The sequence below is a fragment of the Nonomuraea sp. NBC_00507 genome (assembly GCF_036013525.1).
Classification (GTDB): Bacteria; Actinomycetota; Actinomycetes; order Streptosporangiales; family Streptosporangiaceae; genus Nonomuraea.
This window is the reverse complement of sequence record NZ_CP107853.1, coordinates 2,752,654-2,777,888: the sequence shown is the minus strand read 5'-3', so window position 1 is coordinate 2,777,888 and position 25,235 is coordinate 2,752,654. Positions and strand designations below refer to the sequence as shown.

Below are 25,235 nucleotides of genomic sequence, written 5' to 3'. Positions count from 1 at the left end.
ACTCAACCCCACCCGCGACAGCGGCGCCCGCCGCTCGGTGGAGGAGGGCTCCGCCGAACGGCGGAGACCGGGCGCGGGTGAGTCCGCGTTTCAGCCGTGGTGGCCGCGTTTCCTGGGCGGATAGGGTCGGGCCGTGCTCGCAAACACGCGGACTCCCCGATGACCATCAGGTTGGTCATCGCCGACGACCACACCATGATCAGAGCGGGCTTGCGGCTGGTCGCGGAGAACGCGGACGGCATCGAGGTGGTCGGCGAGGCGTCCGATGGGAAAGAGGCCATCGCTGTCGTCCGGCGCGAGCGTCCCGACGTGCTGCTGCTGGACCTCGCGATGCCGGTCGTCGACGGCCTGGAGTCCGCCCGCACGTTGCTCGCCGACCCCGCGCCGCCCAGGATTGTGATGCTGACGACGTTCGGCAGCGACGAGAACCTGCACCAGGCGCTCCGTACTGGCGTCAACGGGTTCCTCCTGAAGAGCTCGCCGCCCGAGCATCTCGTTGAGGCGATACGGGTCGCGGCGGCCGGCGACGGCCTCATCGATCCCGCGGTGACCATGCGGGTGATCTCTTCCTTCGCCGCGCGTCCGGTGCTGGCGCCGCCGTCGGAGCTGGACACGCTCACCGAGCGCGAGCGCGATGTGCTGCTCCTCCTGGCACGTGGGCTGTCCAATCGGGAGATCGCCGGCGAGACCGGTGTCGGGGTGGCCACGGTCCGCAGCCATGTGAGCCAGATCCTGCACAAGCTGGACCTGCGCGATCGCGTGCAGGCGGTGGTCCTGGCCTACGAGTCCGGCATCGTACGACCTGGCGCGACATGATGCCCCGGAGCCGAGGCCGTCGACGCCCTCTGGCCGGGTTCGGCCTACCCGGCGGATGGCGGCCGAGCCGGATGGACCTGCTGCTCGCTCTCGCCGTGGCGGTGGCCGGGCAGGTCGAGTCGTTCGGGCGGCAGGGGCTGGAGCCGGGCCAGGTCCGCAACCCCGTCCCGCTCGCTGCAGGCGCCCTCGCCGCCGGGGCGCTCCTGCTCGTGCGCCGCAGATTCCCGGCGGGCGCACTGCTGATGCTGGTGGTCGCCGGCATAGGTGTACGGGCGGTTACCGACGGCTTGTACTACCCCGCCTGGCATTTCTACTCCACGCTCATCCTCGTGCACACCGTAGCCAGCGCGGCGGAGCTGCGCAGCCGACGCGGGGCGGCCGGCCTCGCCTGTGTGCTGCTCGCCTACCTTTTTCTGGAGACCCTCCAGTTCGTCGATCTGGCCGAGGTGCTGATCAGCGCCATCTTCATCGGTGTCGCGTACGTCAGCGGCATCCTGCTTCGCCGCCAGATCGACCAGACGATGCGCCTGGCGAGGCAGACCGCCCGGCTGGAGGCCGAGCGCGAGGAGCAGGCCAGGCGTGCCGTGGCCGATGAACGGACCAGGATCGCCCGCGAGTTGCACGACATCGTCTCGCACAACGTAAGCCTGATGACCCTGCAGGCCGGCGGGGTGCGGACGATGCTGGGCAAGGAGGCGCAGCGCGAGCGCGACCTGCTGCTCGGCGTCGAACGGGCGGGCCGCGAAGCCGTGGAAGAACTGCGGCTCATGCTCGGCATGCTGCGCGATCCCGGCGGGACGGGCGTCCAGCCATCACCGGCCGGGCTGGACCACCTGGACACGCTGGTCGCCCAAGTCAAGGACACGGGCGTGGCGGTCGGCGTAGCTGTGGAGGGCCGGCCGCAGCCGCTGCCGCCGGGGCTCAACCTGTCGGCGTACCGGGTGGTCCAGGAGGCGCTGACCAACGCGCTCAAGCACGCCCGCGCGAGCCGCATCGACGTCACGGTCACCCACGCGCCCGGCGTGCTGATCCTGGAGGTCCTCGATGACGGCACCGGCGACGGCGGCGGCCAGGGTGGCGGGCATGGCCTGATCGGGATGCGTGAGCGAGTGGCCCTGTACGGCGGCGAACTGACCGCGGGGCCCGCCCCCAGTGGGCGCGGCTATCGGGTACAGGCGAGGCTTCCGCTCGGCTGAGCCTCGCACCATGGCGGAGACGAGGTCGCCCGGCAGGTGGACGACCACCGCGCGCAGCCCGCCATAGCGTCCTTCCCCGAAGGTTTGCCACCGATGAAGGAGGATGCCCATGTCACCGCTGTCAGATCCGATCCGTTTCCGCCGTCTGGCCGCCGGAACGTGTCTCATCGCCGCGCCGGTCATGTACGTCGCGGGGGTCCTCGCCGACCCTGCGCTGCGGCTGGGCAGTGACGTCGATACGGTCGGCGTCTACGGGCGGCATCTGGAGCAGGTTTCGCTGAGCGCGGCGATCCTGCACTGGAGCTGGGTGCTGCTCGTGCCGGGCGTGATCGGCATGATCCATCTCGTACGGCGGCGCGCGGTGCTGCTCGGGCACATCGCGGGCGCTCTCGCGCTGCTGGGCGTGGTGAACTTCTCCGCCCTCATGCTGGGCGACTTCTTCTACGCCCGGCTGGAACGTGAGCTGCCCCCCGCCACCGGCGCCGCCCTGGGCGATCAGGCTTTGGCCGATCCCGGTGCCGTGTTCGGCTTCCAGATCCCAGGCTTCGCAGGACTGGCCGGGCTGTTCCTGCTCGGCCTGGCCTTGGCCTACGGCCGGCAGGCGCCGTGGTGGGCCCCCTTCGCCATGCTGGCCGGCATGTTCACCGCGCCCATCTTCTGGGTCGGCACGGTGGCCGGAGGGCTGCTGTACCTGGCCGGATCGGGCGCCATCGGAGTGCGCATGATCCGGATGACGGACACCGAGTGGGCCAACCCCGGCACGCGCGACGCCGACGCCGATCCGGAACACGACGCCCCCCGGCGCCGGTGACCCGCGACCTGGCCGGGGGTGATGCCGGCCACGCGACTACGAAGCGCTGACCACGATCTGCGGCTGCGTTACTACGGTACGGATGCCATAGGGCAGTCCTGCCGTTGGTCTCTCCTGAATGATCGGTAGCCTGCAAGTCACATGTAAGCCCGCACGTCTAGACATGCACATGTGACCCGAGACGCCGGAAATCCGCACGAAGACGGCGTTCCAGCCGTCATCGCCGCGAATGAGCCCGGCCATCTCGTTACAATGCGGACCCCGTTGAAGGAGGGAAACACGCTCCCTATGGCACTGGAGATCAGGTACCTCGGCCCGTGGCAGGTGCTGGCCGGTGACGAACCGGTCCGGCTCGCCGGGCAACGCCGAATCGGCGTGCTCGCCAGACTCGCCCTTGACGCCGGGCAGGGCGTACACACCGAGCGGATCCTCACCGACATATGGGGAGAAAGCTCCACGGCGACCATGGCCAAACAACTCCACATCGTGATCTCCAAACTCCGCGAAACCCTTGGACCCCACACCACCGAAGAGATCATCCAGACCATGCCCGGCGGCTACCAGCTCGCGCTCGAACCCGAGTACATCGATGCCCACCGGTTCACCCGCCTGGCCAAACGCGCCCGCACCGCCCAAGCGCAGGGAGCCAGGGACACCGCGGACGCCCTGTTCCGCACAGCCCTGCAGCTGTGGCGAGGCGAACCACTGGCGGAGCTGACCGCCCCCTGGGCACGAATCGAAGCCACCCGCCTGGGAGAAGAACACCTCACCGTCCTGGAAGACCACGCCGATCTCCGCCTCGCCGCCGGCGACCACCACGCGGTAGCCGCCCACCTGGCCGCACACGTGCGGGCGCACCCTCTGCGCGAACGCCCCGCCGCCCAGCTCATGCTCGCCCTGCACCGCGCCGGCCGCCCATCCGAGGCGCTCGCCGTCTACCGGGACACCCGCCGGATCATGGTCTCCGAACTCGGCATCGAACCCGGCGCCCAGCTACGCCGCCTGCACCAGGCCGTCCTGCTCAAGGACCCCGTCCTTGACCTGACCGTCCCGGCCCAACAGGTCACGCTCAGCGAGCCGTACATCCCGGCCGAACTGCCCGCCGACACCCGCGCCTTCACCGCCCGCGCCACCGAGATCCAGGACCTGCGTACCGCGCTCGGCGACGGATCCGCCCACGGGCCTGCCATCACCGTGATCGACGGACCCGGCGGCATCGGCAAATCCGCCCTGACCGTCCACGTCGCCCACGCCGTGGCCGCCCGGTACACCGACGGCGTCATCTACCTCAACCTGCACGGATCCACCCCCGGCCTCGACCCGCTGACCCCGGCCCAGGCTCTGCGCCACCTGCTGCGTTCCCTCGGCCTGGACGGCGCGGCCGTCCCCGCCGACGCGGGCGAGGCCGCCGCCCGCTACCGCTCCCTGACCGCGACCGGCAACCTGCTGGTCATCCTGGACAACGCCCGCGACGTCCGCCAGATCCGCCCGCTCATCCCCGCCGGCCCAGGCTGCCGGGTGCTGATCACCAGCCGGGACCCGCTGGCCACCCTGGACAACGCCCGCCACCTTCACCTGGGCACCCTGGATGCCGCCGACGCCGCCGCGCTCCTGTCGCGCCTGGCCGGACCCGACCGGGTACGCGCCGAACCGCAGGCGGCCCAGCGGATCGTCCACCTGTGCGGTGGCTTCCCCCTCGCCCTGCGGATCGTCGGCGCCCGACTGGCCGCCCGCCCCGACTGGACCCTGTCCGACCTGGAAACACGGCTGGCCAACGCCACCCGCCGCCTGGACGTGCTGGAGTACGCCGACCTGGCCATCCGCGCCAGCATCGCGGTGAGCCACCACCACCTCAACGAAGAACCCACCGGCCGCGACGCCGCCCACCTGCTGCCCCTGCTCGGCCTGCTCGACCTGCCCACCCACACGCCCGCGGCCACCGCCGCCCTGGCCGGCTGGCCCCTCCACCGCGCCGAAGCCGCCCTGGAACGCCTAGAGGACGCCCGCCTCCTCGAACCCGCCGGAGCCGACCGCTACCAGTTCCACGACCTGGTCGGCCTTTATGCCCGCGAACGGGCGCACCAGGCCCTGTCCGAGGAGGAACGCACCACCGCCGTACGACGCGCCCTCCACCACTACCTGACCACCCTCTGGATGGCGGGCTCCATGGTCAACAGCGATCCCGTACTGCGATGCCCTGTCGAGTTGCCCGACATCGCCTTCAAGGATCGGGCGGAGGCGGGACGATGGGTCCAGGACGAGCGGGACAACCTGCTCGCCACCGCGCAGCAGGCGTTGAACGGCCCCGACCCGGCGACCGCCATCGGCCTGGTCATCGGGCTCCACTGGCCCTTCTGCTACCAGGCCTGGCACACTGAACTGGCCGACGTCTACGCGAAGGCCATCGACGTGGCTGATCGCATCGCGGCGTGGGAGGACAAGGCCCAGCTCCGCAACTTCCTCGGCTGGGTTTACCGAGACCAGGGCCGCTACGACACCGCGATCGCGGAACTGAAGACAGCTCTCACCGACTGGGACCGCGCGGGACTGCCCCGAAGGAAGGTGGGAGCCCTCAGCCACCTCGGTGTCATCAACACGATCATGGGCCGTCTCGACGACGCGCTCGGCTACCTGGAGTCCGCTCAAACGCTCAATGACGACACCGAACGCCCCGGGGCAGCGGCCGCGATCCGCAACAACCGGGTGCACGTCTACTTCCGCCAGGGGCGCTTCGATGAGGCGCTCGCGGAAGCACGCCAGTTGGTGGAGGTCTGGCCGAAGACGGACCCGCTCGCCGGTGCGGGCACGGCACACGATTCGCTGGGCGACGTCTACCGCAGCGCCGGCCGGCTGACCGAGGCGGTGGAGAGCTACACGACGGCCGTGCGGCTACTCCGCGAGTCGGGATACCGCCTCGGGGAAGTCATGTCACGCTGGTGGCTCGGCACCACCCTGCACGACCTGGGACGGCACGGCGAAGCACGGGAACAGTGGGAGGAGTCCGTCCGCCTCCTGCGCGACGCCCGCCTGCTCACGCCCGGGGAGGCGACCGAGATCCTCGCCCAGGCGGTGCCCGAAACACCCCGGCCGATCAAGAACATGCTCTGACCCTCAGACGGCGAATCAGCAGCTGATCTTCGTGTTTCCAGCGGTGGCGGCGCCCGCACTGTCGGACCGCTGGCGCTGAAGGCGCAGCTCGACTCGGCCCTTGCAGTCGCTCGACACAGAGCCCGCGCCGACGACATCCCGGTAGCCGTCCTTCTTCGCCTTGCCGGGGAACAGTATGCACTTCGCCGCACTGACGGTTCCGGCCTGGGCAGACGCGCAGGAATGCTCCGGACCACAGAACCACTCTTTCGTTACGAGAAATACGATAAGCCCCTTGGATCGAGGACTTAGTGATGAAGTGAACTTTAGTGATGCCCGGTATGTCCGCGGTATGTTGTTCAGGTCACCTGCGAATCGATCCCGAAAACACCGCTATGCCCAGGGGCGGGGGAAGGTGTCGCCGTCCAACCGGTCGCCCACGGCGAGTCCGAGAGGATCGGTCACGATGTGTTCGCTCCCGCTGTAGGCGGTCGCCTCGTCCATATAGATGGTGACGTGCGCGAGCCGGGCCTGGCCGGTGCGGTTGGGCAGCGCCATGTGGCCGGTGTAGCCGCTGTGGAAGGTGCAGTCGCCGGCCCGCAGCGGCACGGTGACCCGGGGGATCCAGCGCAGGGACGGGTCCATCGCGAACAGGTCTTCCTCGTGGTGGAGGTCTTGCGGGCGCAGGCCGGTACGATCCTGGGTGCCGGGCAGGAAGGTCATGCACCCCCGCTCCGGCGGCACGTCGACCAGCGCGATCCACGCCGACAGCGGCAGCCGGTCGCCCGCATGCGGCCAGTACGGACGATCCTGGTGGAACTCCGTGGCGGCGTTGTTGTGCGGCTCCTTGACCAGCATCTGGTCGTGCCAGAGCCGCAGCGGGAACCCGGCGAGCTGTTCGGCGATCCGGCCGAGCCGCGGATCGAACGTGAGCTCACGCAGCGTCCGGTCGCGTTGCCAGACGTTGACCAGCTGGCTGAAGATGCCTTGCTTCTCCAGACTCTCCGCGCGATGCGCCTCCAGGAACGCCTCGGCGGCGGCCCGGAAGCGCTCGACCTGACCCGGCTCGAGAACGCCCCGCACTCGGACGAAACCGTATTCGCGGTAGGCCGCCACAAGCTCCTCCGGCACCCGGCCGTCGGTGCCCACGTCGCTGCCGGACTGCCCGGCCGTCGTCATCGTCATCACTGACCTCCAAGGTTCTCGCGGCTGGGATACACCCAGCGTCGACGAGACGCGCCGTCAAGGGCTAGGCCGATCCCGGCGAACAGTCGTACGATCCCGACATGCCTGCCACGCTGCACGAACACGCGCTGTTCGCCGGGAGCCCGGTCTTGGCAGGTGTCCACCACGTGGATCTCGACCTCGAGCCGCACGCGCACGACTTCCTCGAGATCGCCGTCATCGGAAGCGGTGACGGACGGCACGTGACCAGCCAGGGCGAGCACCCCCTGCGGCGCGGGCAGGTCATCGTGCTCCGCCCCGGCGCCTGGCACGGCTTCCTGGACTGCGCTGACCTGACCGTCGCCAACTGCTGCCTGTCCGCCCATGCCCTGCGAGCCGAACTGGCGGCACTGTACGACATCCCGATGCTGCGCCGGACACTGTGGACCGACCCGGTGGCATCCGGCACACACGGCGTGGCGGTCACGACCGTCGATCCGGCCGCCGCAGAGGAGGCCATCACGGAGATCAGCCTGCTCGAACGGGACCTCGGAGCCGGCCAGCGCCGGCCGGGCCGCGTGCTGGGCCGGCTGATCACCGTGCTCGGCATCCTGGCCGACGGCCGTGACTCCGAACGGGAGACGCCCGAGTCCGCCATCCACCCCGCTGTCGCCGCCACCATCGCCCGGCTCGAGGCAGCGCCTGCGGATCCGTGGCGGCTGGATGATCTCGCCCGGGCGGTCAACCTCGACGCCGCATACCTCGGCCGGCTGTTCGCACGGTACGTCGGGCTGACGCCGCTGGGCTTCCTGGCCCGGCTGCGGGCCGAGCGCGCCGCCACGTTACTGGCACACTCGACCCTGCCGGCTGCCAGGGTCGGCGCCGCGGTCGGCTGGGACGACCCGACCTACTTCGCCCGCCGCTTCCGGACACTGGTCGGACTGACACCCACCGAATACCGGCGACGTAGCCGATCAACCGCCCATACGCAGCTCAGCACCCCGGCCGAGTCGACGGACGAGCGGCGCAGGTCGCGCCACTTGCCGCCGTTGCCCACGTAGCAGATGGCGTCCACGATCTGGCGGCGGCAGCACTCTTCGATCAGGCGTTCACGGCACTCGGAGACTTTCAGGGCAGTGCCGCGAGACTTGGGCTTCTATGTCTTGCCCGGGAGGTGGACGATGGTTTCGGTCCCGTCGTCCCAGCGCCACGGCACGTGGTGGCCCTGCAGATGCACGCCGCCGATCCACCGGTCGATGCCGTTGAGGGCGATCTGGTCGGCCTTGCCGGCCAGCACCCGTGCCCCGGTGTCGGTCAGGCGCACGCCCGTCGTCCCCTCGACGGGGCGGCCGGGTGGGTTGAGGCGGAGCAGCGGGTGCGGCCCCTCCGCCATCCGTTCCATTCGACCGAAGCACGTGCTGTCCCCCATGTACGGCCGCGTCTCCCGTGCCCCGGCCCGCACGAAGGCCGTCCCGGCGTCGGGTGCGCCATCGGCGACGGCGGCCAGCACCCGCCGCTCGGTCAGCGACAGGCCGTCCCGTGTCGCCGGATACTCCCGGCTGAGCCGGTCGAACGCCTCGCCCAGGAACCGCAGCTCGCCCAGCCGCGCGGCGGCGATGGCGCCCAGACCCTCGGGGGTGGGCGCGCGGAAGACCGCCCACGCGCGGGTGGCCAGCTCGAGCGCCGCCGGGGTCAGCCGCGCGCATGCGTTCGTGTGCGGCAGCTCCCGCAACTGCTCGGCGGTCAGCTCCCCGAGGCCGCCGAAGCGGGCGATGCCCGCGTGTTCGCCTATGCAGATCAAGGTGATGCGCTCGGCGGGAACTCCCAGATCGGCCAGGCGGGCGAGGATCTCAGCGATCTGCAGCTGGTCGTACAGGTCCGCCTCGAACCACAGCACGTATTCCCCACCGCGGTTGGCCTCCAGGGCCTCGTCCCGCTCGGTGAACTGGCGCGTCACCTCGGCGCGCTCGGCGCTCTCGTAGGCGGTGAGGTAGTCGACCCTGATCCGGCGCAACTCAGCCGGCGCGACCTCGGGCACCGGTCCCTCGTGCAGGATGTCGCGCCAGTAGACCACGCGCCGTGCGAGCCCGGTGCCCGGCACGTTGGTGGAGTCGCCGTTGCTGATGTGGAGCGCGTCGGGCATCCAGTCGAGCGGGGAGTCGTCCGGCGTCGTGCCCGGGTGCTCAGCGAGGAGCCTGCTGCGGGCGGTCGCGTACGATTCGCCGGTCTTGGCCATCCGGGCGCGCACACGCCGCTTGAAACCCGCCTGCTTGGTCATGATCGTCTCCCGCGTCCCGTCCGCGGATCCCCCAGCGATCGCTGCGGCGGGCGCACGATCGACGAATGACGCCCCGGCCGAGAGATGGGTCTCCCTTTGCCTCCGTCGGGTGACCCGGCTGGGGCGGGTCGCCGGAGGTTGGGCGCGGACGGTCGCCACCTCTCAAGGTACTCGGCGGCCGGTACGTGCGCGATCCCTCCCGATTAACTGACTCCTCAGCGCTTCTCGTCAAGCGTTTGCGTAGATAATCTGCACACATCAATCTAGAATGGATGTGGGATATGGATTAGAGGACATGTGATGCTGCTTAGGTTCAGAGGGGCGAACCATAGATCGTTTCGCGACGAGTTCGAGGTCTGGCTGGCGGCGAGCAAGTTCAACCAAGGGGCAAGGCGCCCTGCCGGTCTCGCCGAAGATCCCGACTTGACCTACCTGCCGGCGACCGCGATCTACGGCTCGAACGCGTCCGGCAAGTCGAACGTCCTGCATGCCATCCGCTGGATGCGGCAGGCCGTCCTCAACTCCGTCCACGGCTGGTCTGCCCTTGACGGCATCCCCCGCGAGCCGTACGAACTGGACCCGACCGCCCGCACGGACACTTCCCTTTTCGAGGTCGACATCGTTCTCGGCGGTGACCGGTATGTCTATGGCTTCGAGGTCTCCGACGAGCAGGTCGAGACCGAATGGCTGCATGCATATCCAGGCGGTCAGGGCCGTCGGCAGGTCTGGTTCGAACGCGACGCCGACACCGCCGAGCCCTTCTCCTTTCCCGGTGAAGGGCTGAAGGGTCCCAAGGAAAGCCTGGTCTCCCAGACCCGTCCCAACGCGCTGTTCCTGACCGTCGCCGCAGCCTTCAACCAGCCCCATCTCAAGCCGATCCACGACTGGTTCCGGCACAACCTCTGGTGGATCAGCCCAGGCCGCGACTTCGAAGACCGCCAGAGCTTCACCCGCAAAATGCTCGATGACCCGCAGCAGCGGGATCGCATCATCGGACTTCTCAAAGTCGCCGACCTCGGCGTCGTGGGAACCGAGATCGACAGCCTGACCGGCGAACTCCGGCTCGTGCACCAAGGGCCCCACGGCCCTGTCGCGCTGAGCTATGACCGGCAGGAATCCATGGGCACCCGATCCTGGTTCGCCTTCCTCGGCCCTCTCCTCACCACCCTGGACCACGGGGCGGCTCTCCTCGTCGACGAACTCGACACCAGCCTGCATCCCCTCTTCGCCGCCGAAGTCCTCCGGCTCTTCCAAGACCCGGCGGCCAACCCCAACAACGCGCAACTGGTGTGCACGGTCCACGACGCGACCCTGCTGGGCCGCACGCACCTCTTCCAGCCGTTGGAACGAGACCAGGTCCGCATCACCGTCAAGAACCGGGACGGCGTCTCCGAGATCTATCCGCTGACCGACGCCCGTCCTCGCAAGACCGAGGCCCTCGACCGCAACTACCTGGCCGGCGCGTACGGCGGCGTGCCCAGGCTGACCGTCGGCGAGATCGCAGAGACGCTCGCCGGCCCACTCGCGGAGCCGTCAACGGAGGTACACGCCTGATGGCCAAGCGCGGGGCACCCGGTGGAGCCACGCCTCCGCGTCCAGGTGCGGGCAGCCCCAGAAAGAACAAAGTCCTGTTCATAGTCTGCGAAGGGCAGACCGAGCGGAGCTACTTCCACCACCTCAACCACCGCTATGGAGCGGAGCACAACTTCCAGATCCAGCTCACACCACGCAAAGTCACCGAGGGGCAGCAGTTCAACGGCTACAAGCCCGTCCCAGCGGTACGAGAGGCAATACGGCTCAAGAATTCCACGAAAGGGATCAAGAACACGGTCTTCTGGGCGGTCTTCGACCGTGACGAGAACGAGGACATCTACGAGGCGTTTCGCCTTGCCCGCCAGAACGGGATCAACGTCGCCTTCTCCCACCCGCACTTCGAGCTCTGGCTCTGGCTCCACCTCGCATCAGGCCCACCTGGCCGACTCGGCAGGGACCGTACGGTGATCCCGGCGAAGCTTCGAAGGATCAAGGAATTCGCGGACTTCGTAAAACTCGTCGAGCCCCATCATTTCGAGGAGCTGATCAAGGATGGTCGGCAGGCGACAGCCGTCAAACTGGCCCAGCACCTCGTGGCCGACTGCCCAAGCGGACGCTGCGCTCCCGCACCAGAACCCGGTGCTTCTGGCCACGCTCCCAACTGCGACGTCCTCCTACGCGACCCCTCAACCGACGTCTACCGCATCCTCGAGGTCCTCGGGATCGTCTCCTGATACAACCGGAGATCGAGAACATACGATCTCGGCCCTATCGGATTTGGTGTTACCCGTCGCTCGGCATGAGCATGAGTTGACTACCGATCCGCCGGAAGGTTGAAGCTGTATCCCGCGCTTGGTGAGGATCTGGCGGCACTGCGTAGCCCTGGAGCGCCGGTCAGCCGCGTTCTGCTGCCGACCTTGAACGACCGGACATACCAGCGGCTGATGAGCGACTGTCCAGGCAGTCGGAGAGCAGGGCGTGGACCTATGGCGCGTCCCGCGTCAGGCGGGATGGCTCGGTCATGTTGCCCACCTGGTGCGGGAATCGGACTCTGAGCGCTACCGCGGCCAGAGTTGCGGCCGCCACGATCACGCCTCCCAGCAGCAATGGTGCTGAGTAGCCGGTGCCCAGCAGAGGCCGCGTCTTTCAGGGCTCGATCACCTGGCATCCGACAACCGGTGTCACCGGGCGGCCCACCTGGGCCGCACAGGCGACTCGCCGGGGCGATCAGGCGCTCACGGAGAATGACCACGTATGCGCTTACGCGCCGGCCGTGGTGACCAGCTTGATGAGGGCGTCGGCCGCCGGGGCCGAGGAGGCCGGATTCTGCCCGGTGATCAACAGACCGTCCTGCACGACGTAGGGGTTCCAGTCGCCGACCTTGGAATAGACGCCTCCCAGGTCTTTGAGCTCATCCTCGACCAGGAAGGGGACGACCTCGGTGAGCTGGACCGCTTCCTCCTCGGAGTTGGCGAACCCGGTGACCTGCTTGCCCCGCACCAGCGGCGTGCCGTCCTCGTTGACCGTGTGGCGCAGGACGCCGGGGGCGTGGCACACCAGAGCGAGCGGCTTGCCCGAGCGCAGGGTCGTCTCGATCAGGCGCGCGGAGTCGGTGTCCTCGGCCAGATCCCAGAGCGGGCCGTGGCCGCCGGGATAGAAGACCGTGTCGAAGTCGTCGGCCGAGACCGAGTCCAGACGCACGGTGTCCGCCAGCGCCGCGGTGGCCTCCGGGTCGGCCTCGAAGCGCCGGGTCTGGTCGGTCTGGAAGCCGGGTTCGTTGCTTTTCGGGTCCAGCGGCGGCCGGCCGCCCTGGGGCGAGGCGAGCACGATCTCCCAGCCGGCCTCCTTGAAGCGGTAGTACGGCGCCGCCAGCTCCTCCAGCCAGAATCCGGTCCTACGGCCGGTGTCCCCCAGCTTGTCGTGCGAGGTGAGAACGATGAGAACCTTCATGACTTTCCTTCGATGAGTAGACCGGTCGTCTAGTGATGGGCAGAAGAGTGCTCCACGCCCCCGGCCGGGCGTGAAATTCAGGAACCCTGCAGGTGCAGGAGTCGGCGGGTCGCCGCCATGGTGGTGTCCATGGGCGCGAGGTTGCGGTGGATCTTGACCATGACGCTCGCGCCGAGCCACATCTCATACAGGACCCGGGCCACGGCAGGGGGGTCACCGTCGATCGAGAGCGAGCCGTCCTCAAGGCCGGCGGCGATCGTCCGCTCGATGCGGTCGACGACCGCGTCCGTGCCCTCCTTCAGAGCCTGTCGCATCGACTCCGACAGGTCGGCCACCTCGGCGCCGAGTTTCACGGCGAGGCACTTGCCCTGACACTCATCCACGCTCTGCGTCTGCCGCCACTGCTGCCAGTAGGCCATCAACCGTTCGGCGGCCGGCTCGTCGGACCGCGCGAGGATGCGGTCCATGTCGGCGATGTAGTCCGCGAAGTAGCTCTTCAGCATCGCCTCCCCGAAGGCGTCCTTCGAGGAGAAGAAGTGGTAGAAGGAGCCCTTCGGCACACCGGCCTCCGCGAGCACCTCGCTGAGGCCGACCGCGGAGTAACCCTTGTGGGCCATGATCCGCTGGGCAGCGTCGAGGATGCTCCTGCGGGTGTCGGTGCTGCGCGTGTTGACCGGCATGTCAGCGACCATAGCATCCGAGTAGACCGGTCGTCTAGGAGCGGTCACTTGGCGCGTCCCGAATGCTTTTCCCCCAGATCCGTGTGAGCGTCGCTGCATTCCAAAGATGCGACGATAGGCTTTCTGATCAGCGGGGCATCCGCGTCAGCCAGCGCTCAGGAGCCGCTCTGACGGGCGAAACGCGGGTCGGACGGATCGGCTGCGTCGCGGCGAAAGATTCTCCGGGGCCGTGTCGATCCTCGGGCCGCTCGTTCGACCTGTGGGTGCGAGGGCCGAGAGGCGGCCCCGCCGGACGAGGAGAACGCGATGTCGAAATACCTGCTGATCATGCGGGGCACCGACGAGTCGAACGCGGCCATGATGGCCAACATTGACGAGATGATGGCCACGACCCGCCATTTCATCGAGGAGATGGTCAAGGCCGGCGTTCTCCTCGCGGCGGAAGGGCTGGACGATCCGCGCAAGGGCGTCGTGGTCGACTTCAGCGGCGAGGCCCCGGTGGTCACGGACGGGCCGTACGGCGAGACCAAGGAACTGTTCGGGGGCTTCTTCCTGCTCGACGTCGCCTCGAAGCAGGAGGCGGTCGAGTGGGCCAAGCGGGTCCCGGCGGCCCCCGGGTCCAAGATTGAGGTCCGCCGGGTGCCCGGGAGCGACGAGGTCCCGCAGGTCGGCGAATGATCCTCAAGGACTGGGCCGGGCGCGAGAGCAACGGCCGGATCTGATGGGTACGGCCGATGTCGAGGCCGTCTGGCGGATCGAGTCGGCGCGGATCGTCGCCGCGCTGACCCGGTTCACCGGCGATTTCGGGCTGGCCGAGGACGCGGCCCAGGAGGCGGTGGCCGAGGCGCTGGTGTCGTGGCCGCTCGCCCCTCCGGCCAGTCCGGCCGGCTGGCTGATGGCCACGGCGCGGCGGCGGGCGATCGACGCGATCCGCCGCCGGGCCGCCCTCCAGGACCGATACGCCCTGCTGGCGGCCGCCTCGGCGGTCGACTTGGCGGTTGACGAAGTAATCGATCCCGACAAGATCGATGACGACGTGCTGGCGCTGATGTTCGTCAGCTGCCACCCGGTGCTCTCCCCCGAGGCCCGGGTGGCGCTGACGCTGCGCGTGGTCGGCGGCCTGTCCAGCGAGGAGATCGCCCGCGCGTTCCTCGTACCCGTGCCGACCGTGCAGGCCCGCATCACCCGGGCCAAGAAGACGATCGCGGCGGCCCGGGTGCCGTTCGAGCTGCCGCCGGCCGCCGAGCGCCGGGAGCGGCTGGGCGGCGTGCTCAGCGTCCTCTACGTGATCTTCACCGAGGGGTCGACGGCCACGTCGGGCGACCGGCTGCTGCGCCCCGACGTCGCGTACGAGGCGATCCGGCTGGCCCGCACGCTGGCCGCGCTGCAGCCGGACGAGCCGGAGGTGCACGGCCTGCTGGCGTTGTGCGAGCTGACGGCCGCGCGTTTCCCGGCCCGGACCGGCCCGGACGGTTCGCCGGTCCTGCTCGACGAGCAGGACCGGCGGCTGTGGGACTTCTCGGCGATCCGCCGTGGGCTGGCCGCGCTGGCCAAGGCATCGACTCGCGGCCTCGGCCCCTACGGCCTGCAGGCCGCGATCGCCGCCACCCACGCATCGGCACCCTCGGTCGAGGCGACCGACTGGGACCGGATCGTGGTGCTCTACGAGGCACTCGGCCGGGTCGCACCCTCGCCGGTGGTGGAGCTCAACCGGGCCGTCGCCGTTGCCATGGCCTCGGGCCCGGCGCAAGCCCTGGCCATCGTGGACGAGCTGATCGCCTTGGACCGGCTCCCCGGTTCGCATGTGGTTCCGACCGTACGCGGTGAGCTGCTGGCCCGCCTCGGCCGGCGACCGGAAGCGCGCGCCGAGCTGGAGCTGGCGGCCCGGCTGTGCGCCAACCAGCGCGAACGCTCAGTGCTGCTGCGCAAGGCGGCCGCCCTGAGCTGACTTCTCCAGCTCGGCCGGCCGGGACTCAAGCGCGGCCCGGATGCCGTCGATCGCATCGGCCCCGACGGCCGAATCCCCGAATGCGACGGCGGGAGCGCGGCGAACCTGGGGAGAACCTCGCCCATGGTCGGCGGCGTTGGCCGATCTGGGGCCCCGCCGTCCCCTGCCCGGACGTCTTCGGGGGCAGCGGTCACTGGCCGGTGCTCCCTCCGGGAAGGGTTCGGGATGAGAGTGCGTTGAGGCGAGGGCATTGGGGTGGGCTGAAGAACGTTCACCTCCGGTTGTGGAATCCGGCTGACGTGAGTACTCCGGGACACGATGACGACCGGGTGGACCGCGCTCCACCCCAGGAGGGAACGGGTGCCGATGAGCCTGCGCCAGTTCGAGTACGCCCTGGCGGTTGCGGCGGAGGGCTCGGTGACGGCGGCGGCGGAGTTGCTGCACGTCGCCCAGCCGTCGATGTCCCAGCAGATCCGCAACCTGGAGCGCGACCTCGGCGTGACGCTGTTCGCCCGAACGCCGGCCGGACTGGTGCCCACCGCGGTCGGCCGGGCGTTCCTGCGAGAGGCGCAGGTCGCGGTGAGTGCGGCGCGGCGGGCGAGGGCAACGGCGCGGGCCGGTGCGGATGACCTGGTGGGCGAGCTGGTCGTCTCGGCGCAGCTGGGCTTCGGCACGCGGCAGCTGCCGGGTGCGCTGAGCGTGCTGCGGCGCCGCTTCCCGCGGCTGGAGGTCACCGTTTTCGAGGAGTCGAGCTCCGCTGAGCTGGAGCGGCTGTGCCGCAGGGGTGCGGTGGACCTCGCCCTGATGGCGGCGTGCCAGCGGAGCCCTGCGGACGCCCACCACCTCGGCGAGGAGGAGTTCGTCGTGGTGCTGGACGCCGGGCACCGGCAGCTCGCCACGGACCGGGTCGAGCTGCGCGAGCTGGAGGGGGAGCCGTGGGTGAGGTTCGACCGCGACAGCGCACTCGACGGCGTACTGCTGGAGGTGTCGCGGGACAACGGGCTGACCCCGGCCACGGTCGCCCGCGTGTCCCAGACGGCGACAGCTGTGCGGTGGGCCGCCCACGGCCTGGGCGTGACGCTCGTCCCGGCCTCCGCGGTGCCCCGCGGTTATGAGCACCTCGCGCGTCCGGTGTTCCCGGCCGTGTCCCAGCCTGTCATCACCGTGGTCCCGTCCGAGGCGGGCCCGGCGGCGACGGCTCTGCTCGAGCTCCTGCGTCAGGAGACCTGGGACAGCTCCGCCTCCTTTCGTCGGTCAGGCGCTGGGGCCGGTGAGCTTCACGGGCCAGTCAGAGCTGGGTGACTCCGCCGTCCACGGCGAGCTCGATGCCTGCGGTGTACGTCGCGTCGAAGGCGAGGAACGCGGCCGCAGTGGCGATCTCGTCGAGGGTGCCGAAACGCCGCATGGGATTGTCCGCGACGCGCTCTGCCTTGAACTGCTCGGCGGCCTCCTTGGTCATTGAGCGCTCCAGAATCCCTGTGTCGATGGGACCGGGGCTGATCGCGTTGACGCGAATCGTGCGCGGAAGCAGCTCGCGGGAGAAGCTACGGGCCATGGAGCGCAGCGCCGCCTTGCCGGCCGCGTAGACACTGGTGTCCAGCATGCCGACGGTGCCGGCGACCGAGGTGGTGAGGACGACGCCGGCGCCCCCGCTCAGCAGAGGGGCGAGCTTCTGCACGGTGAAGAAGGCGCCCTTGACGTTGATCGCGAACAGCTCGTCGTACATCTCCTCGGTCGTCGACTCGAAAGGCGTGAGGACGGTGATGCCCGCGTTGACAAACAGGGCATCGATCGTGCCGAGCTCGGCCTTCACACGGTCTGCCAGGGCGTCCAGGTCGGACAGCGAGGACACGTCGCCACGGAAGGCCACCACGTTCTCGCCGAGCCGCTCGCGCGCCGCGTCGAGCGGGGCCTGAGAACGGCCGGTGATCGCCACGCGGGCTCCGCCGTCCGCCAGCAACTTCGCGATCGCGAGCCCAATGCCGCTGCTGCCACCGGTGACCACGACATTCTTGTCGCTGTATTTTTCCACGTCAGAATTCCTTCGTTCTTTGATGTGACAGCTCGGCGGCGCGCCCGGTTCTCGCTCCGAATACGGGCCGCCGAATTCCTGGTGTCGAATTCGGAGTGCTGAATGCCGTCGGCGTCAGTTCCTGGGGAATTCGCCGCCGTCCACGGAGAAGTAGGTCCCGGTGAGCCAGCTCGCCCGGTCGGACACGAGGAACAGCACCGCGTTGGCGATGTCGTCAGGCTGGCCGTCGCGCCCGAGCGGGGGTGTGGCGGTCGCGACCGATTCCTCGTCGTCGCTCGCCCACCGCTTCCGCGTCTCCTCGCCGCCGGGTGTGGAGGTCCTGCCGGGGCCCAGGGCGTTGACCCGGACTCCGAACGGGGCCAGCTCCGCGGCCAGCGCCCGGCTGTAGCTCTCCAGCCCGGCCTTCGCCGCCTGGTAGTGCGCGAACGCCGGCAGCGGCGGCAGGAGCGCGGCCGTGGAGATGTGCACGATCGCCCCCGATCCCCGTTCCCGCATCCCCGGTGCCAGCATCGAGTTCAGCCGCACCGCCGCCAGGAGGTTCAGCTCCAGCGTGTCCTGCCAGTCCTCGGCAGGGATCGTCATGGCGCTGGCGCCCTCGTTGGCCCGCGCTCCACCCGCGTTGTGGACCAGGATGTCCACCCCGCCGAGCGTCTCCTGCGCGGCCGCGGCCAGCGCCTGCGTCCCAGCCTGTGTCCGGATGTCGGCTGTCACGAAGGCGGCCCCCTCCGGCGCCGTGTACGTGGTCGACCTGGCGGTGGCCAACACCTCGGCGCCCGCGTCCAACAGCTGGCGCACGACGGCCGCTCCGATTCCGCGGGAACCACCTGTGACCAGGGCTCGCTTTCCCTTGAGCTCTCGCGTCTCAGATCCGTCCTCGAACGTGGTCATGCCAACCATTCCTCTCGATTGCGTGCTCATTCGCTCGACGTAACACGACCGATGTGAATCTTTCGAAAAATTGCGGTGTGCACCTCGTCGAGCGGATTCACGGTACGTCGGGAAAAGAACGAGAGGCAAAGACGAAATGTCAGCGGACGCCATAGGAGATTCCTATGACGTCGGGGGCTCCCCAATGCCGCGAAGACTGTTGTTTTCACGGTGTGACTGTTTTTGTGGTGGTGGCCGTCTCACCTGGGACTGGGATGCCCGGTAGGAGGCGATGGGACCTCGCAGCAATCGGCGCGTACCAAAGGCAAGGCATCCCTCACCTGCGACTGTCCTGCGCATGCTCCGCGAGCACGACGAGAAACCGCCGTGGCGGCCACGACCCACGCGGCGGACAGCCGTACCTGGTGCTCGAAGATCAACGGCACGGGCGGACGCTCGGTGGCGTAAGACAAGTCTGGGGACCGCAAGCGTCACCGACCCGGGCTCGTTCAGCTGGCCACTGGTGTCCGCAGACTCTCTCGATGTGCTCGATTCGCGGCCATCAGCCCATCGAGTGCGTCGCGCGTGCGTATGAGGTCGGTGATGTGCTCGGAGAGCCGGTCGCGCTCCTGCGCCATCCGCTCCATCGCGGCGTCGGAATTCTCCATGCTGGGCGATACGACGCAAGGCAGCAGTTCGGCGATGGTGCGACTGGACAGACCTGCGGCATACAGCCGTTGGATGAACGTGACCCGCTCAACCTCGTGGTCCGTGTAATGCCGCTGCCCGCTGGGGCTGCGGGTGCTGGTGAGCAGCCCCTGCTCTTCGTAATAGCGCAGGGACCGGACGCTGACTCCGGTCCGAGACGCGAGCTCCCCGATGCGCACATCGCCTCCCGGCTGTGATCTGCGGCACGACATCTTGCCTCTGACATGGATGTGAGGTTCTAGCGTAACCGTCGTGCCCGAGACCTGGGCACCACTGAACGAGGAGTCCTTGTGATGACCCTTTTCAACAGCTACCAGCTCGGCGACCTGACGCTGCCCAACCGGGTGGTGATGGCCCCGATGACGCGGATCCGGGCGGCCGCCGGCGGTCTGGCGACGCCGTCGATGGCGGCGTACTACGCCCAGCGGGCGACGGCCGGGCTGATCGTGAGCGAGGGGGTGCAGCCGAGCTTGGTCGGGCAGTCCAATCCGGGTACGCCGGGCCTGCATACCGATGAGCAGGCCGCCGCGTGGCACCAGGTGACCGACGCCGTGCACGCCAACGGCGGCCGGTTCTTCGCCCAGATCATGCACGGCGGACGCGTCTCGCATCCCGACACCACCGGTATGCACCCGGTCGCGCCTTCGGCCATCCCCGCCGCCGGCGATGTGTTCACTCCAACCGGGCCCCAGCCCGCCCCGACGCCGCGTGCTCTGGAGACGGCCGAAGTGCCTGAGCACGCCCAGGCATACGCGAAGGCCGCGCGCCGCGCCATCGACGCCGGCTTCGACGGCGTCGAGCTGCACGGCGCCAACGGTTACCTGATCTCGCAGTTCCTCTCCTCCAACGGCAACCTGCGCACGGACCGCTACGGAGGTTCGGTGGCCAATCGGATCCGGTTCGCCGTCGAGGCGACTGCCGCGACCGTTGAGGCCGTCGGCGCGCACCGGACCGGCATCCGTCTGTCCCCTGGCGCGACGTTCGGGGGTTTGCGGGAGACCGACACTCCCGCTCTCTACACCGCGCTGCTGACCGAGCTCGCCCGCCTCGGCCTGGCCTACGTCCATCTCGAAGCGACCACCGACGAGGAGACTCTGGTCGGCCTGCGCCGCGCGTGGCCCGGCACCCTCATCATGAACCCGTCGGTTCCGATGTCACCCAAGCAGACCGGACGGGACGACGCCGACCACTGGCTCGGGCTGGGGGCTGACCTCATCAGCTTCGGACGCGCTTTCCTCGCCAACCCCGACCTGGTTGAACGACTGCGCAACGGACTCCCGATCGCACCCGTCGACGAGGCCACGTACTACCAAGGCGGCGACACCGGCTACCTGACCTACCCGGCCTATCAGTACACAGCCTGATGCCTATCTACCGACCTCGGCGGCCCCGACGCGTTCCCGCTCACCGTCTGGACCGCGTGCCCGTCGCGATGATCAGGATGCCGTGCCACCAGCGTCATGCCACCTCATCTACGGATAACGCGTCCCGCCGATATCGTTCTCCAGACTAATCACCAACGACGCTACCTGCGTATTTACGCCTTACCGCGCGACCGCGCAAGCAAAAGAACTTGCGCTCTCATCGGCCTCCCATGCTACGGTTTCGATCAGTTAAGCCCCTCCGAAATCCACTATCCCGTCGGGCTCGGAGCGGGTACGGGTCGAATGGCGTCGGTTATCTCTTTCTCGAAAAAAGATCGCATCCGGTGCCGCTTCTCATATCCGTATCCGCTCCCGGCTCGACGGTCTTCGGTGCGGTTCGGTGAGGGCACGGGTCGAAGTTCGTCGGTTACCACTTTTAATGGGGAGGTCGCAGGTTCGAGTCCTGCCCGGGGCCAACGCTCCGGTAGCTCAGATGGCAGAGCACCAAACGCCGGTGAACATCCCACATCCGTGTCTTCTCCGAACCACACCGATCCACTCGTCAGCCCTACCGGGAGCACGGGTCGAATTCTGTCGGTTACCACACGGGTAAAGGTTCGACTCCTTTCTGGCCCACTCATGGGCCGGCATGCCCAGGTCGGCTGGGCACCCGGCAGGAGCCCCACATCCGTGCCACCGGCAAAGCTGACAATCATGGGAGGAGGGTCGAAGTCCTCCCCCACATCCGCCGCCTGGCGGGTCGAACACCTTGGAGATCCTTCATGGCCCGCAACCGTGACCCTCTCGCAAGCGTTTCCGCATTCACCACCCCGCAGACCCAGCCTCTGCCCGGACGCACCGACCAGGTGAAGAACGCGGCGGGCGGCTACGTGTTCGCCAAGGACCTGTGGCGCAAGCTGGAGGACTTCCTGATCCTCGGCACCACGGGCGGCACCTACTACGTGTCGCAGGATCAGCTGACGGCCGAGAACGCCGGCGTGTTGTTCGAGGCGATCGCCGAGGACGGCCCGCGCGTCGTCGAGCTGCTGACGGAGATCTCGACCGCCCGCCCGCCGCGCGCCCCGAAGCAGCGCCCGGCGCTGTTCGCGCTGGCCGCCGCTTACGCCAACGGCGACGCGGCCACCCGCCAGGCGGCCAAGCCGGCGCTGCGGGAGGTGGCGCGCACCACCGACCACCTCGCTCAGTTCTTCGGCTACTACAAGAACCTGGGCGGCAAGCCGACCGCTCGCGGCACCGCGCCGGTCGTCGGCCGGTCGCTGCGTACCGCCCTCGCCTCCTGGTTCCTGTCGGACCGCGCGGACACCGTCGCGTTCAAGGTGTGCAAGGCCCGCCAGCGGAAGATCCCGCAGGGCGAGGCGTTCGACCTGCGCGACGTGCTACGCATCGCGCACCCGAAGGCGGACAGCCCGGAGCGGGCGCGGCTGTTCGGCTGGATCGCCGGGAACGTCTCCGATGCCGAAGCGCGTGACGTGCTGGAGTCGGTGGACCGGTTCCTGGTCGCCAAGGCCGTCACCACGCCGCGCGACGCGATCCGCGTCGTGACCGAGCGGAAGGTGCCGTGGGAGTTCCTGCCCGACGCCATGCTGCGCGAGCCGAGCGTGTGGGAGGCGCTGATCGACACGGTCGGCCTGACCGCGCTCATCCGCAACCTGTCCCGCATGACCCGCATCGGCACCCTGCGCCCGATGAACGACGCGACCCGGCGCGTGGTCGCCCGGCTCACCGACCAGGGGGCGCTCCTTCGGGCGCGCATCCACCCGATGGACGCCTTCCTCGCGCTGCGCGTCTACGGCTCGGGCCGGTCCCAGCCGAACACGCGCGCCGACGTGCAGACGTGGACGCCGGTCCCGGCGATCCTCGACGCATTGGAGGAGACGTACGAGCTGTCGTTCGGCAGCGTCGAGCCTTCGGGCCGGCGACTGCTGGTCGCGGTGGACTCGTCCGGGTCGATGTCGGGTAACTGGCTCGGCAGCCGCGGCGTCGTGGTCGGCGGTTCGTCGATCGGTTCGCCGTACGAGGTCGGCTGCGCTCTGGCCGTCATGCTCGCCCGCATCGAGAAGGGGAACGTGCATGTCATCGATGTGGACACCAGTGTCCACGCTTCGAAGGTGACGCCGCGTACCAACCTCCGCGAGATCAAGAGCTGGCGGCCGTCCGGCGGCGGCACCGACTTGTCGCTGCCGTTCCGGTGGGCGCGCGACCAGCGGATGGCCGTGGACGGCTTCGTGGTGTTCACCGACAACGAGACGTGGGCCGGGCGGTCTCACCCGTCGCAGGAGCTCGACGCCTACCGGCGCACGGTGGCCGCAGATGCCCGCGTCGTCGTGGCGGCGATGACGGCGGCGGGCTACTCGATCGGCGACCCTGCCGACGCGGGTGTGCTGAACGTGGCGGGCCTGGACGCGTCGCTGCCGCTGATCGTGAACGGATTCATCCGCTCGTAACCCCGAGCACGACGAAAAGGCCCGGCCATCTTCGCGTGGAAGATGACCGGGCCTTTTTAATTGTGTCGCACCCGATCGGTGTTCAGCACCCGTCGCGGTTGCTCCAGCTACCCACTACCGTGTACCCGGGTCCGGCGCTTCCGGGTGGGAGAGCTCCACTGCTCTTTTGACGCCCCACTCGAACGGTGATCTGACAGATGCGCTGCCCGGTGGACGGGAGGCTTACCGAAACCCACTTGTCCACGCCGTTGCACTCCAAACGCGTGTGCGTCTGCACAGGCTCGTAGCTGAACTCGTCGACCCAGCCTGCCGCGCAGTACCCGTCTGTGGCGAAGTCCTTGAGCCAGAACGAGACCGTGACCCTCGCCCCGTAGTCGGTCCAGTACAATTCGCCTTCGCCAAGGCGGGCGACGTTCCGCCACACGCCATTCACGTAGCCTGCGTGAAGCGTGTACGGGATTGGATCCCGGTGCCAGGAGTCGGCGGCGCTGGATGCGGTGGCCGGGCTGCTTCCCAAGACAGGAAACGCGACGCACGCCGCTAACACGAGCCGAATGATCGAACGCATTGTCATCCCCTCATCGATCGTGAACCCCCGGTTGCTTTCTGGGATCGTCCGCGGGGGGCCACGCCCTTGTCGATGTCATTCGGTTGTGGCCGAAACACCCAGCTCAGGGCAGGTCAGGGCCAGGAACGCTCCAGCGCGACAGCGCTGCAAAGCTGGCCTGGGACACAAAAGAGATGCTGGCGGCCTGAACGGCGAACTTCATCAAGAAATGCTAATGAACAGCAACTTTCACACGAAACAGTAAGAGAGTTCGGCACCCCCTACTGCGGAGGGCCCGGTCATGCTCAGGATCTACTTCACGAGCGACGACATCGCACGCACCAGGATCGCCCCCGGGCCGGACCCGCTGTGGGAGCTGGTCCTGAGCCTGCAGATGCTCAGGCCACAGCGAGGCGATCTGCTGTTCACCACATGGCGCCACGAGTCATGCAAGGCGGTACGGCACGCAAGGCTCGGAGAGGTGCTGGGCCTGCTGCTGGCCTTGACCCCGAACGTGGGCTACTTCCCGGACTTTCTCAACCCCATCGAGGCGATACATGGCCTGGATCACGGTCTTGAGGCGCTTCGCACAACCCCCATCCCGATGCTCAAGCGGGACGTCCGCCGCCTGGCTGCGACGCACCGGCTGCCCGAAAGCGCGCGACGCCTGGCCGACGGCGAACCCGCCGTACTCACCGACCTGACCGAGGCCATGCGTGCCTGCTACGACCTGACTGTCATGCCCTACCGACGCAGCATCGACGCCGCCCTGGGGAAAGACCGCCGGATCCGTACCTTCGCCCTGGCCAATGGCGGTGTGGAAGGACTGCTGGCCAGCCTGCGCCCGATGATGACCTGGTCAGCCGGCGAACTTCGCATCCCCGGACACCGTCACCAGGAGCTTCACCTTCACGGCCGAGGATTACTGCTCATCCCGTCGTACTTCTGCGTCAGCGGACCACTGACGATGTTCGATCCGGACCTGCCGCCGGTGTTGATTTACCCTGTCGTGCGCGGGCCGGACGCCTTGCCGTCGCGCGCCTCGACGATGCCAACCGCGCTCGGAGCGCTGATCGGATCGACACGGGCTGCGGTGCTGGATGTCATCGGCACGCGCGAGGGGGCGAGCACGACTACGCTGGCCCGCCACCTGGGGATCTCCATGGCCACGGCCAGCGAGCACACCACCGTCCTGCGACAATCCGGTTTGATCTCCAGCCATCGCGACCACAACCGGACACTGCATCACCTGACCGAACTCGGTCGTGCGCTGTTGGACACCAATGGTTAGTGATCGGGCTCCTCATGACGACAGGGCTGAGCGTGCTGGCAGGCGTAGGCCGGGAGGGATGGTGCCCCGCTTGCCAAATCGAGCTGATGCAGAGACACGTGCCGGTGCTCCCTCCATCGATGAGCTCGTTGTTTTGATTTGGGGCCTGCGTTCTTCAGCTGCCTCCAGGACGGAGGAATTTGGTACGCGCATCGGTGGGGACCGAAACCATCATTTCCAGGATGTCCGGCGTGATCACCGGGCTGCCACCGATGAGGATGGCGCTGATGCGGCTCTTTACCTGCTCGTCAACGGAGTCGATGGCCTCGAAAGTGCGCCGGTCGAGATCGCCCGGAAAGTTAAGACGAAAGACACCGAGCCCTTCCTTGATTTCGTATGAGTGGTCCCCGATCTTTCGATAGCCGTGCTCTATCGGATCACCCATCGGCCCGAAGGTGTCCGCTAAAACGGCCGTGACATTCGGCGGGGCAGGAAGCGGCAATCTGTTGATTCGTCTCG

The 25,235-nt window shown here is 68.5% G+C and carries 20 protein-coding genes and 1 pseudogene; 13 read left to right on the top strand and 8 right to left on the bottom strand.

All coding sequences use genetic code 11. The features are described 5' to 3' along the window. Positions 1–159: 159 nt before the first annotated feature. The 4 genes from OHA25_RS14130 (at position 160) to OHA25_RS14115 (ending at position 5,931) form a co-directional block, all read left to right on the top strand. On the top strand, positions 160–816 hold the full coding sequence (locus OHA25_RS14130) for a response regulator transcription factor (RefSeq protein WP_327588011.1): 657 nt from the start codon (positions 160–162) through the stop codon (positions 814–816). A 71-nt stretch (positions 817–887) separates the two neighbouring features. After that, complete coding sequence (locus tag OHA25_RS14125; protein WP_327588010.1) at positions 888–2,012, top strand: sensor histidine kinase; 1,125 nt, start codon at positions 888–890, stop codon at positions 2,010–2,012. A 109-nt stretch (positions 2,013–2,121) separates the two neighbouring features. Continuing rightward, entirely contained in the window at positions 2,122–2,823 is a 702-nt protein-coding gene (locus OHA25_RS14120; protein ID WP_327588009.1) for a hypothetical protein, read from the top strand. Positions 2,824–3,111: 288 nt separating this feature from the next. Next, on the top strand, positions 3,112–5,931 hold the full coding sequence (locus OHA25_RS14115) for an AfsR/SARP family transcriptional regulator (RefSeq protein ID WP_327588008.1): 2,820 nt from the start codon (positions 3,112–3,114) through the stop codon (positions 5,929–5,931). Between the two features lie 372 nt (positions 5,932–6,303). On the opposite strand, the gene OHA25_RS14110 is transcribed toward OHA25_RS14115, so the two are convergent. After that, positions 6,304–7,095, bottom strand: a complete 792-nt coding sequence (locus OHA25_RS14110; RefSeq protein ID WP_327588007.1) for a phytanoyl-CoA dioxygenase family protein — start codon at positions 7,093–7,095, stop codon at positions 6,304–6,306. A gap of 101 nt (positions 7,096–7,196) precedes the next feature. Here OHA25_RS14110 and OHA25_RS14105 point away from each other — a divergent pair, with 101 nt between their 5' ends. Then, positions 7,197–8,135, top strand: coding sequence for an AraC family transcriptional regulator (locus OHA25_RS14105; RefSeq protein ID WP_327588006.1), 939 nt, complete (start codon positions 7,197–7,199; stop codon positions 8,133–8,135). A gap of 95 nt (positions 8,136–8,230) precedes the next feature. Here OHA25_RS14105 and OHA25_RS14100 read toward each other — a convergent pair whose 3' ends face one another. Continuing rightward, on the bottom strand, positions 8,231–9,352 hold the full coding sequence (locus tag OHA25_RS14100; RefSeq protein WP_327588005.1) for a DUF1835 domain-containing protein: 1,122 nt from the start codon (positions 9,350–9,352) through the stop codon (positions 8,231–8,233). Between the two features lie 300 nt (positions 9,353–9,652). Between OHA25_RS14100 and OHA25_RS14095 the strand changes: the two genes are divergently transcribed. After that, positions 9,653–10,906, top strand: a complete 1,254-nt coding sequence (locus OHA25_RS14095; RefSeq protein WP_327588004.1) for an AAA family ATPase — start codon at positions 9,653–9,655, stop codon at positions 10,904–10,906. Continuing rightward, a complete protein-coding gene (locus tag OHA25_RS14090; RefSeq protein ID WP_327588003.1) occupies positions 10,906–11,619 on the top strand; it encodes an RloB family protein in 714 nt (237 codons plus the stop codon). Before OHA25_RS14095 ends, OHA25_RS14090 begins: the two co-directional genes overlap by 1 nt. Before the next feature lie 526 nt (positions 11,620–12,145). Here OHA25_RS14090 and OHA25_RS14085 read toward each other — a convergent pair. After that, positions 12,146–12,835: a type 1 glutamine amidotransferase domain-containing protein gene (locus OHA25_RS14085; protein ID WP_327588002.1), complete on the bottom strand. Its 690-nt coding sequence runs from the start codon at positions 12,833–12,835 to the stop codon at positions 12,146–12,148. Positions 12,836–12,912: 77 nt separating this feature from the next. Next, entirely contained in the window at positions 12,913–13,515 is a 603-nt protein-coding gene (locus tag OHA25_RS14080) for a TetR/AcrR family transcriptional regulator (RefSeq protein ID WP_327588001.1), read from the bottom strand. Between the two features lie 306 nt (positions 13,516–13,821). Between OHA25_RS14080 and OHA25_RS14075 the strand changes: the two are divergent. From OHA25_RS14075 to OHA25_RS14065, 3 genes and pseudogenes are all read left to right on the top strand, one after another. Further along, positions 13,822–14,237, top strand: a pseudogene (locus OHA25_RS14075) (YciI family protein). Next, on the top strand, positions 14,237–15,463 hold the full coding sequence (locus OHA25_RS14070; RefSeq protein ID WP_327588000.1) for an RNA polymerase sigma factor: 1,227 nt from the start codon (positions 14,237–14,239) through the stop codon (positions 15,461–15,463). Before OHA25_RS14075 ends, OHA25_RS14070 begins: the two are co-directional and overlap by 1 nt. 318 nt (positions 15,464–15,781) lie before the next feature. Further along, a complete protein-coding gene (locus tag OHA25_RS14065) occupies positions 15,782–16,765 on the top strand; it encodes a LysR family transcriptional regulator (protein WP_327587999.1) in 984 nt (327 codons plus the stop codon). Here OHA25_RS14065 and OHA25_RS14060 read toward each other — a convergent pair. The 3 genes from OHA25_RS14060 to OHA25_RS14050 all read right to left on the bottom strand — a co-directional run bounded on the left by OHA25_RS14060 (position 16,752) and on the right by OHA25_RS14050 (position 19,249). Next, on the bottom strand, positions 16,752–17,495 hold the full coding sequence (locus OHA25_RS14060; RefSeq protein WP_327587998.1) for an SDR family oxidoreductase: 744 nt from the start codon (positions 17,493–17,495) through the stop codon (positions 16,752–16,754). The two genes, OHA25_RS14065 and OHA25_RS14060, sit on opposite strands and share 14 nt — an antisense overlap. 114 nt (positions 17,496–17,609) lie before the next feature. Continuing rightward, positions 17,610–18,383 carry an oxidoreductase gene (locus tag OHA25_RS14055; protein ID WP_327587997.1) on the bottom strand — a complete coding sequence of 258 codons (774 nt, stop codon included), beginning with the start codon at positions 18,381–18,383 and terminating at the stop codon, positions 17,610–17,612. Positions 18,384–18,871: 488 nt separating this feature from the next. Continuing rightward, the gene (locus OHA25_RS14050; RefSeq protein WP_327587996.1) at positions 18,872–19,249 is read right to left on the bottom strand and encodes a MerR family transcriptional regulator; all 378 of its coding nucleotides are present in this window, start codon (positions 19,247–19,249) and stop codon (positions 18,872–18,874) included. Between the two features lie 114 nt (positions 19,250–19,363). Here OHA25_RS14050 and OHA25_RS14045 point away from each other — a divergent pair, with 114 nt between their 5' ends. The 3 genes from OHA25_RS14045 (at position 19,364) to OHA25_RS14035 (ending at position 24,737) form a co-directional block, all read left to right on the top strand. Then, a complete protein-coding gene (locus tag OHA25_RS14045; RefSeq protein ID WP_442942110.1) occupies positions 19,364–20,434 on the top strand; it encodes an alkene reductase in 1,071 nt (356 codons plus the stop codon). Positions 20,435–21,216: 782 nt separating this feature from the next. Continuing rightward, positions 21,217–22,899 carry a TROVE domain-containing protein gene (locus OHA25_RS14040; protein WP_327587994.1) on the top strand — a complete coding sequence of 561 codons (1,683 nt, stop codon included), beginning with the start codon at positions 21,217–21,219 and terminating at the stop codon, positions 22,897–22,899. Between the two features lie 848 nt (positions 22,900–23,747). Continuing rightward, positions 23,748–24,737: an ArsR/SmtB family transcription factor gene (locus OHA25_RS14035; RefSeq protein WP_327587993.1), complete on the top strand. Its 990-nt coding sequence runs from the start codon at positions 23,748–23,750 to the stop codon at positions 24,735–24,737. A gap of 154 nt (positions 24,738–24,891) precedes the next feature. Here OHA25_RS14035 and OHA25_RS14030 read toward each other — a convergent pair whose 3' ends face one another. Beyond that, the gene (locus OHA25_RS14030) at positions 24,892–25,161 is read right to left on the bottom strand and encodes a hypothetical protein (RefSeq protein WP_327587992.1); all 270 of its coding nucleotides are present in this window, start codon (positions 25,159–25,161) and stop codon (positions 24,892–24,894) included. Between the last annotated feature and the right edge of the window lie 74 nt (positions 25,162–25,235).

What these genes read in the sequence shown, in the direction of transcription:
- OHA25_RS14130 (WP_327588011.1), top strand. Translation starts at nt 160, where the DNA reads ATGACCATCAGGTTGGTCATCGCCGACGACCACACCATGATCAGAGCG.
- OHA25_RS14125 (WP_327588010.1), top strand. Translation starts at nt 888, where the DNA reads ATGGACCTGCTGCTCGCTCTCGCCGTGGCGGTGGCCGGGCAGGTCGAG.
- OHA25_RS14120 (WP_327588009.1), top strand. Translation starts at nt 2,122, where the DNA reads ATGTCACCGCTGTCAGATCCGATCCGTTTCCGCCGTCTGGCCGCCGGA.
- OHA25_RS14115 (WP_327588008.1), top strand. Translation starts at nt 3,112, where the DNA reads ATGGCACTGGAGATCAGGTACCTCGGCCCGTGGCAGGTGCTGGCCGGT.
- OHA25_RS14110 (WP_327588007.1), bottom strand. Translation starts at nt 7,095, where the DNA reads ATGACGATGACGACGGCCGGGCAGTCCGGCAGCGACGTGGGCACCGAC.
- OHA25_RS14105 (WP_327588006.1), top strand. Translation starts at nt 7,197, where the DNA reads ATGCCTGCCACGCTGCACGAACACGCGCTGTTCGCCGGGAGCCCGGTC.
- OHA25_RS14100 (WP_327588005.1), bottom strand. Translation starts at nt 9,352, where the DNA reads ATGACCAAGCAGGCGGGTTTCAAGCGGCGTGTGCGCGCCCGGATGGCC.
- OHA25_RS14095 (WP_327588004.1), top strand. Translation starts at nt 9,653, where the DNA reads ATGCTGCTTAGGTTCAGAGGGGCGAACCATAGATCGTTTCGCGACGAG.
- OHA25_RS14090 (WP_327588003.1), top strand. Translation starts at nt 10,906, where the DNA reads ATGGCCAAGCGCGGGGCACCCGGTGGAGCCACGCCTCCGCGTCCAGGT.
- OHA25_RS14085 (WP_327588002.1), bottom strand. Translation starts at nt 12,835, where the DNA reads ATGAAGGTTCTCATCGTTCTCACCTCGCACGACAAGCTGGGGGACACC.
- OHA25_RS14080 (WP_327588001.1), bottom strand. Translation starts at nt 13,515, where the DNA reads ATGCCGGTCAACACGCGCAGCACCGACACCCGCAGGAGCATCCTCGAC.
- OHA25_RS14070 (WP_327588000.1), top strand. Translation starts at nt 14,237, where the DNA reads ATGGGTACGGCCGATGTCGAGGCCGTCTGGCGGATCGAGTCGGCGCGG.
- OHA25_RS14065 (WP_327587999.1), top strand. Translation starts at nt 15,782, where the DNA reads ATGACGACCGGGTGGACCGCGCTCCACCCCAGGAGGGAACGGGTGCCG.
- OHA25_RS14055 (WP_327587997.1), bottom strand. Translation starts at nt 18,383, where the DNA reads ATGACCACGTTCGAGGACGGATCTGAGACGCGAGAGCTCAAGGGAAAG.
- OHA25_RS14045 (WP_442942110.1), top strand. Translation starts at nt 19,364, where the DNA reads ATGACCCTTTTCAACAGCTACCAGCTCGGCGACCTGACGCTGCCCAAC.
- OHA25_RS14040 (WP_327587994.1), top strand. Translation starts at nt 21,217, where the DNA reads ATGGCCCGCAACCGTGACCCTCTCGCAAGCGTTTCCGCATTCACCACC.
- OHA25_RS14035 (WP_327587993.1), top strand. Translation starts at nt 23,748, where the DNA reads ATGCTCAGGATCTACTTCACGAGCGACGACATCGCACGCACCAGGATC.
- OHA25_RS14030 (WP_327587992.1), bottom strand. Translation starts at nt 25,161, where the DNA reads ATGGGTGATCCGATAGAGCACGGCTATCGAAAGATCGGGGACCACTCA.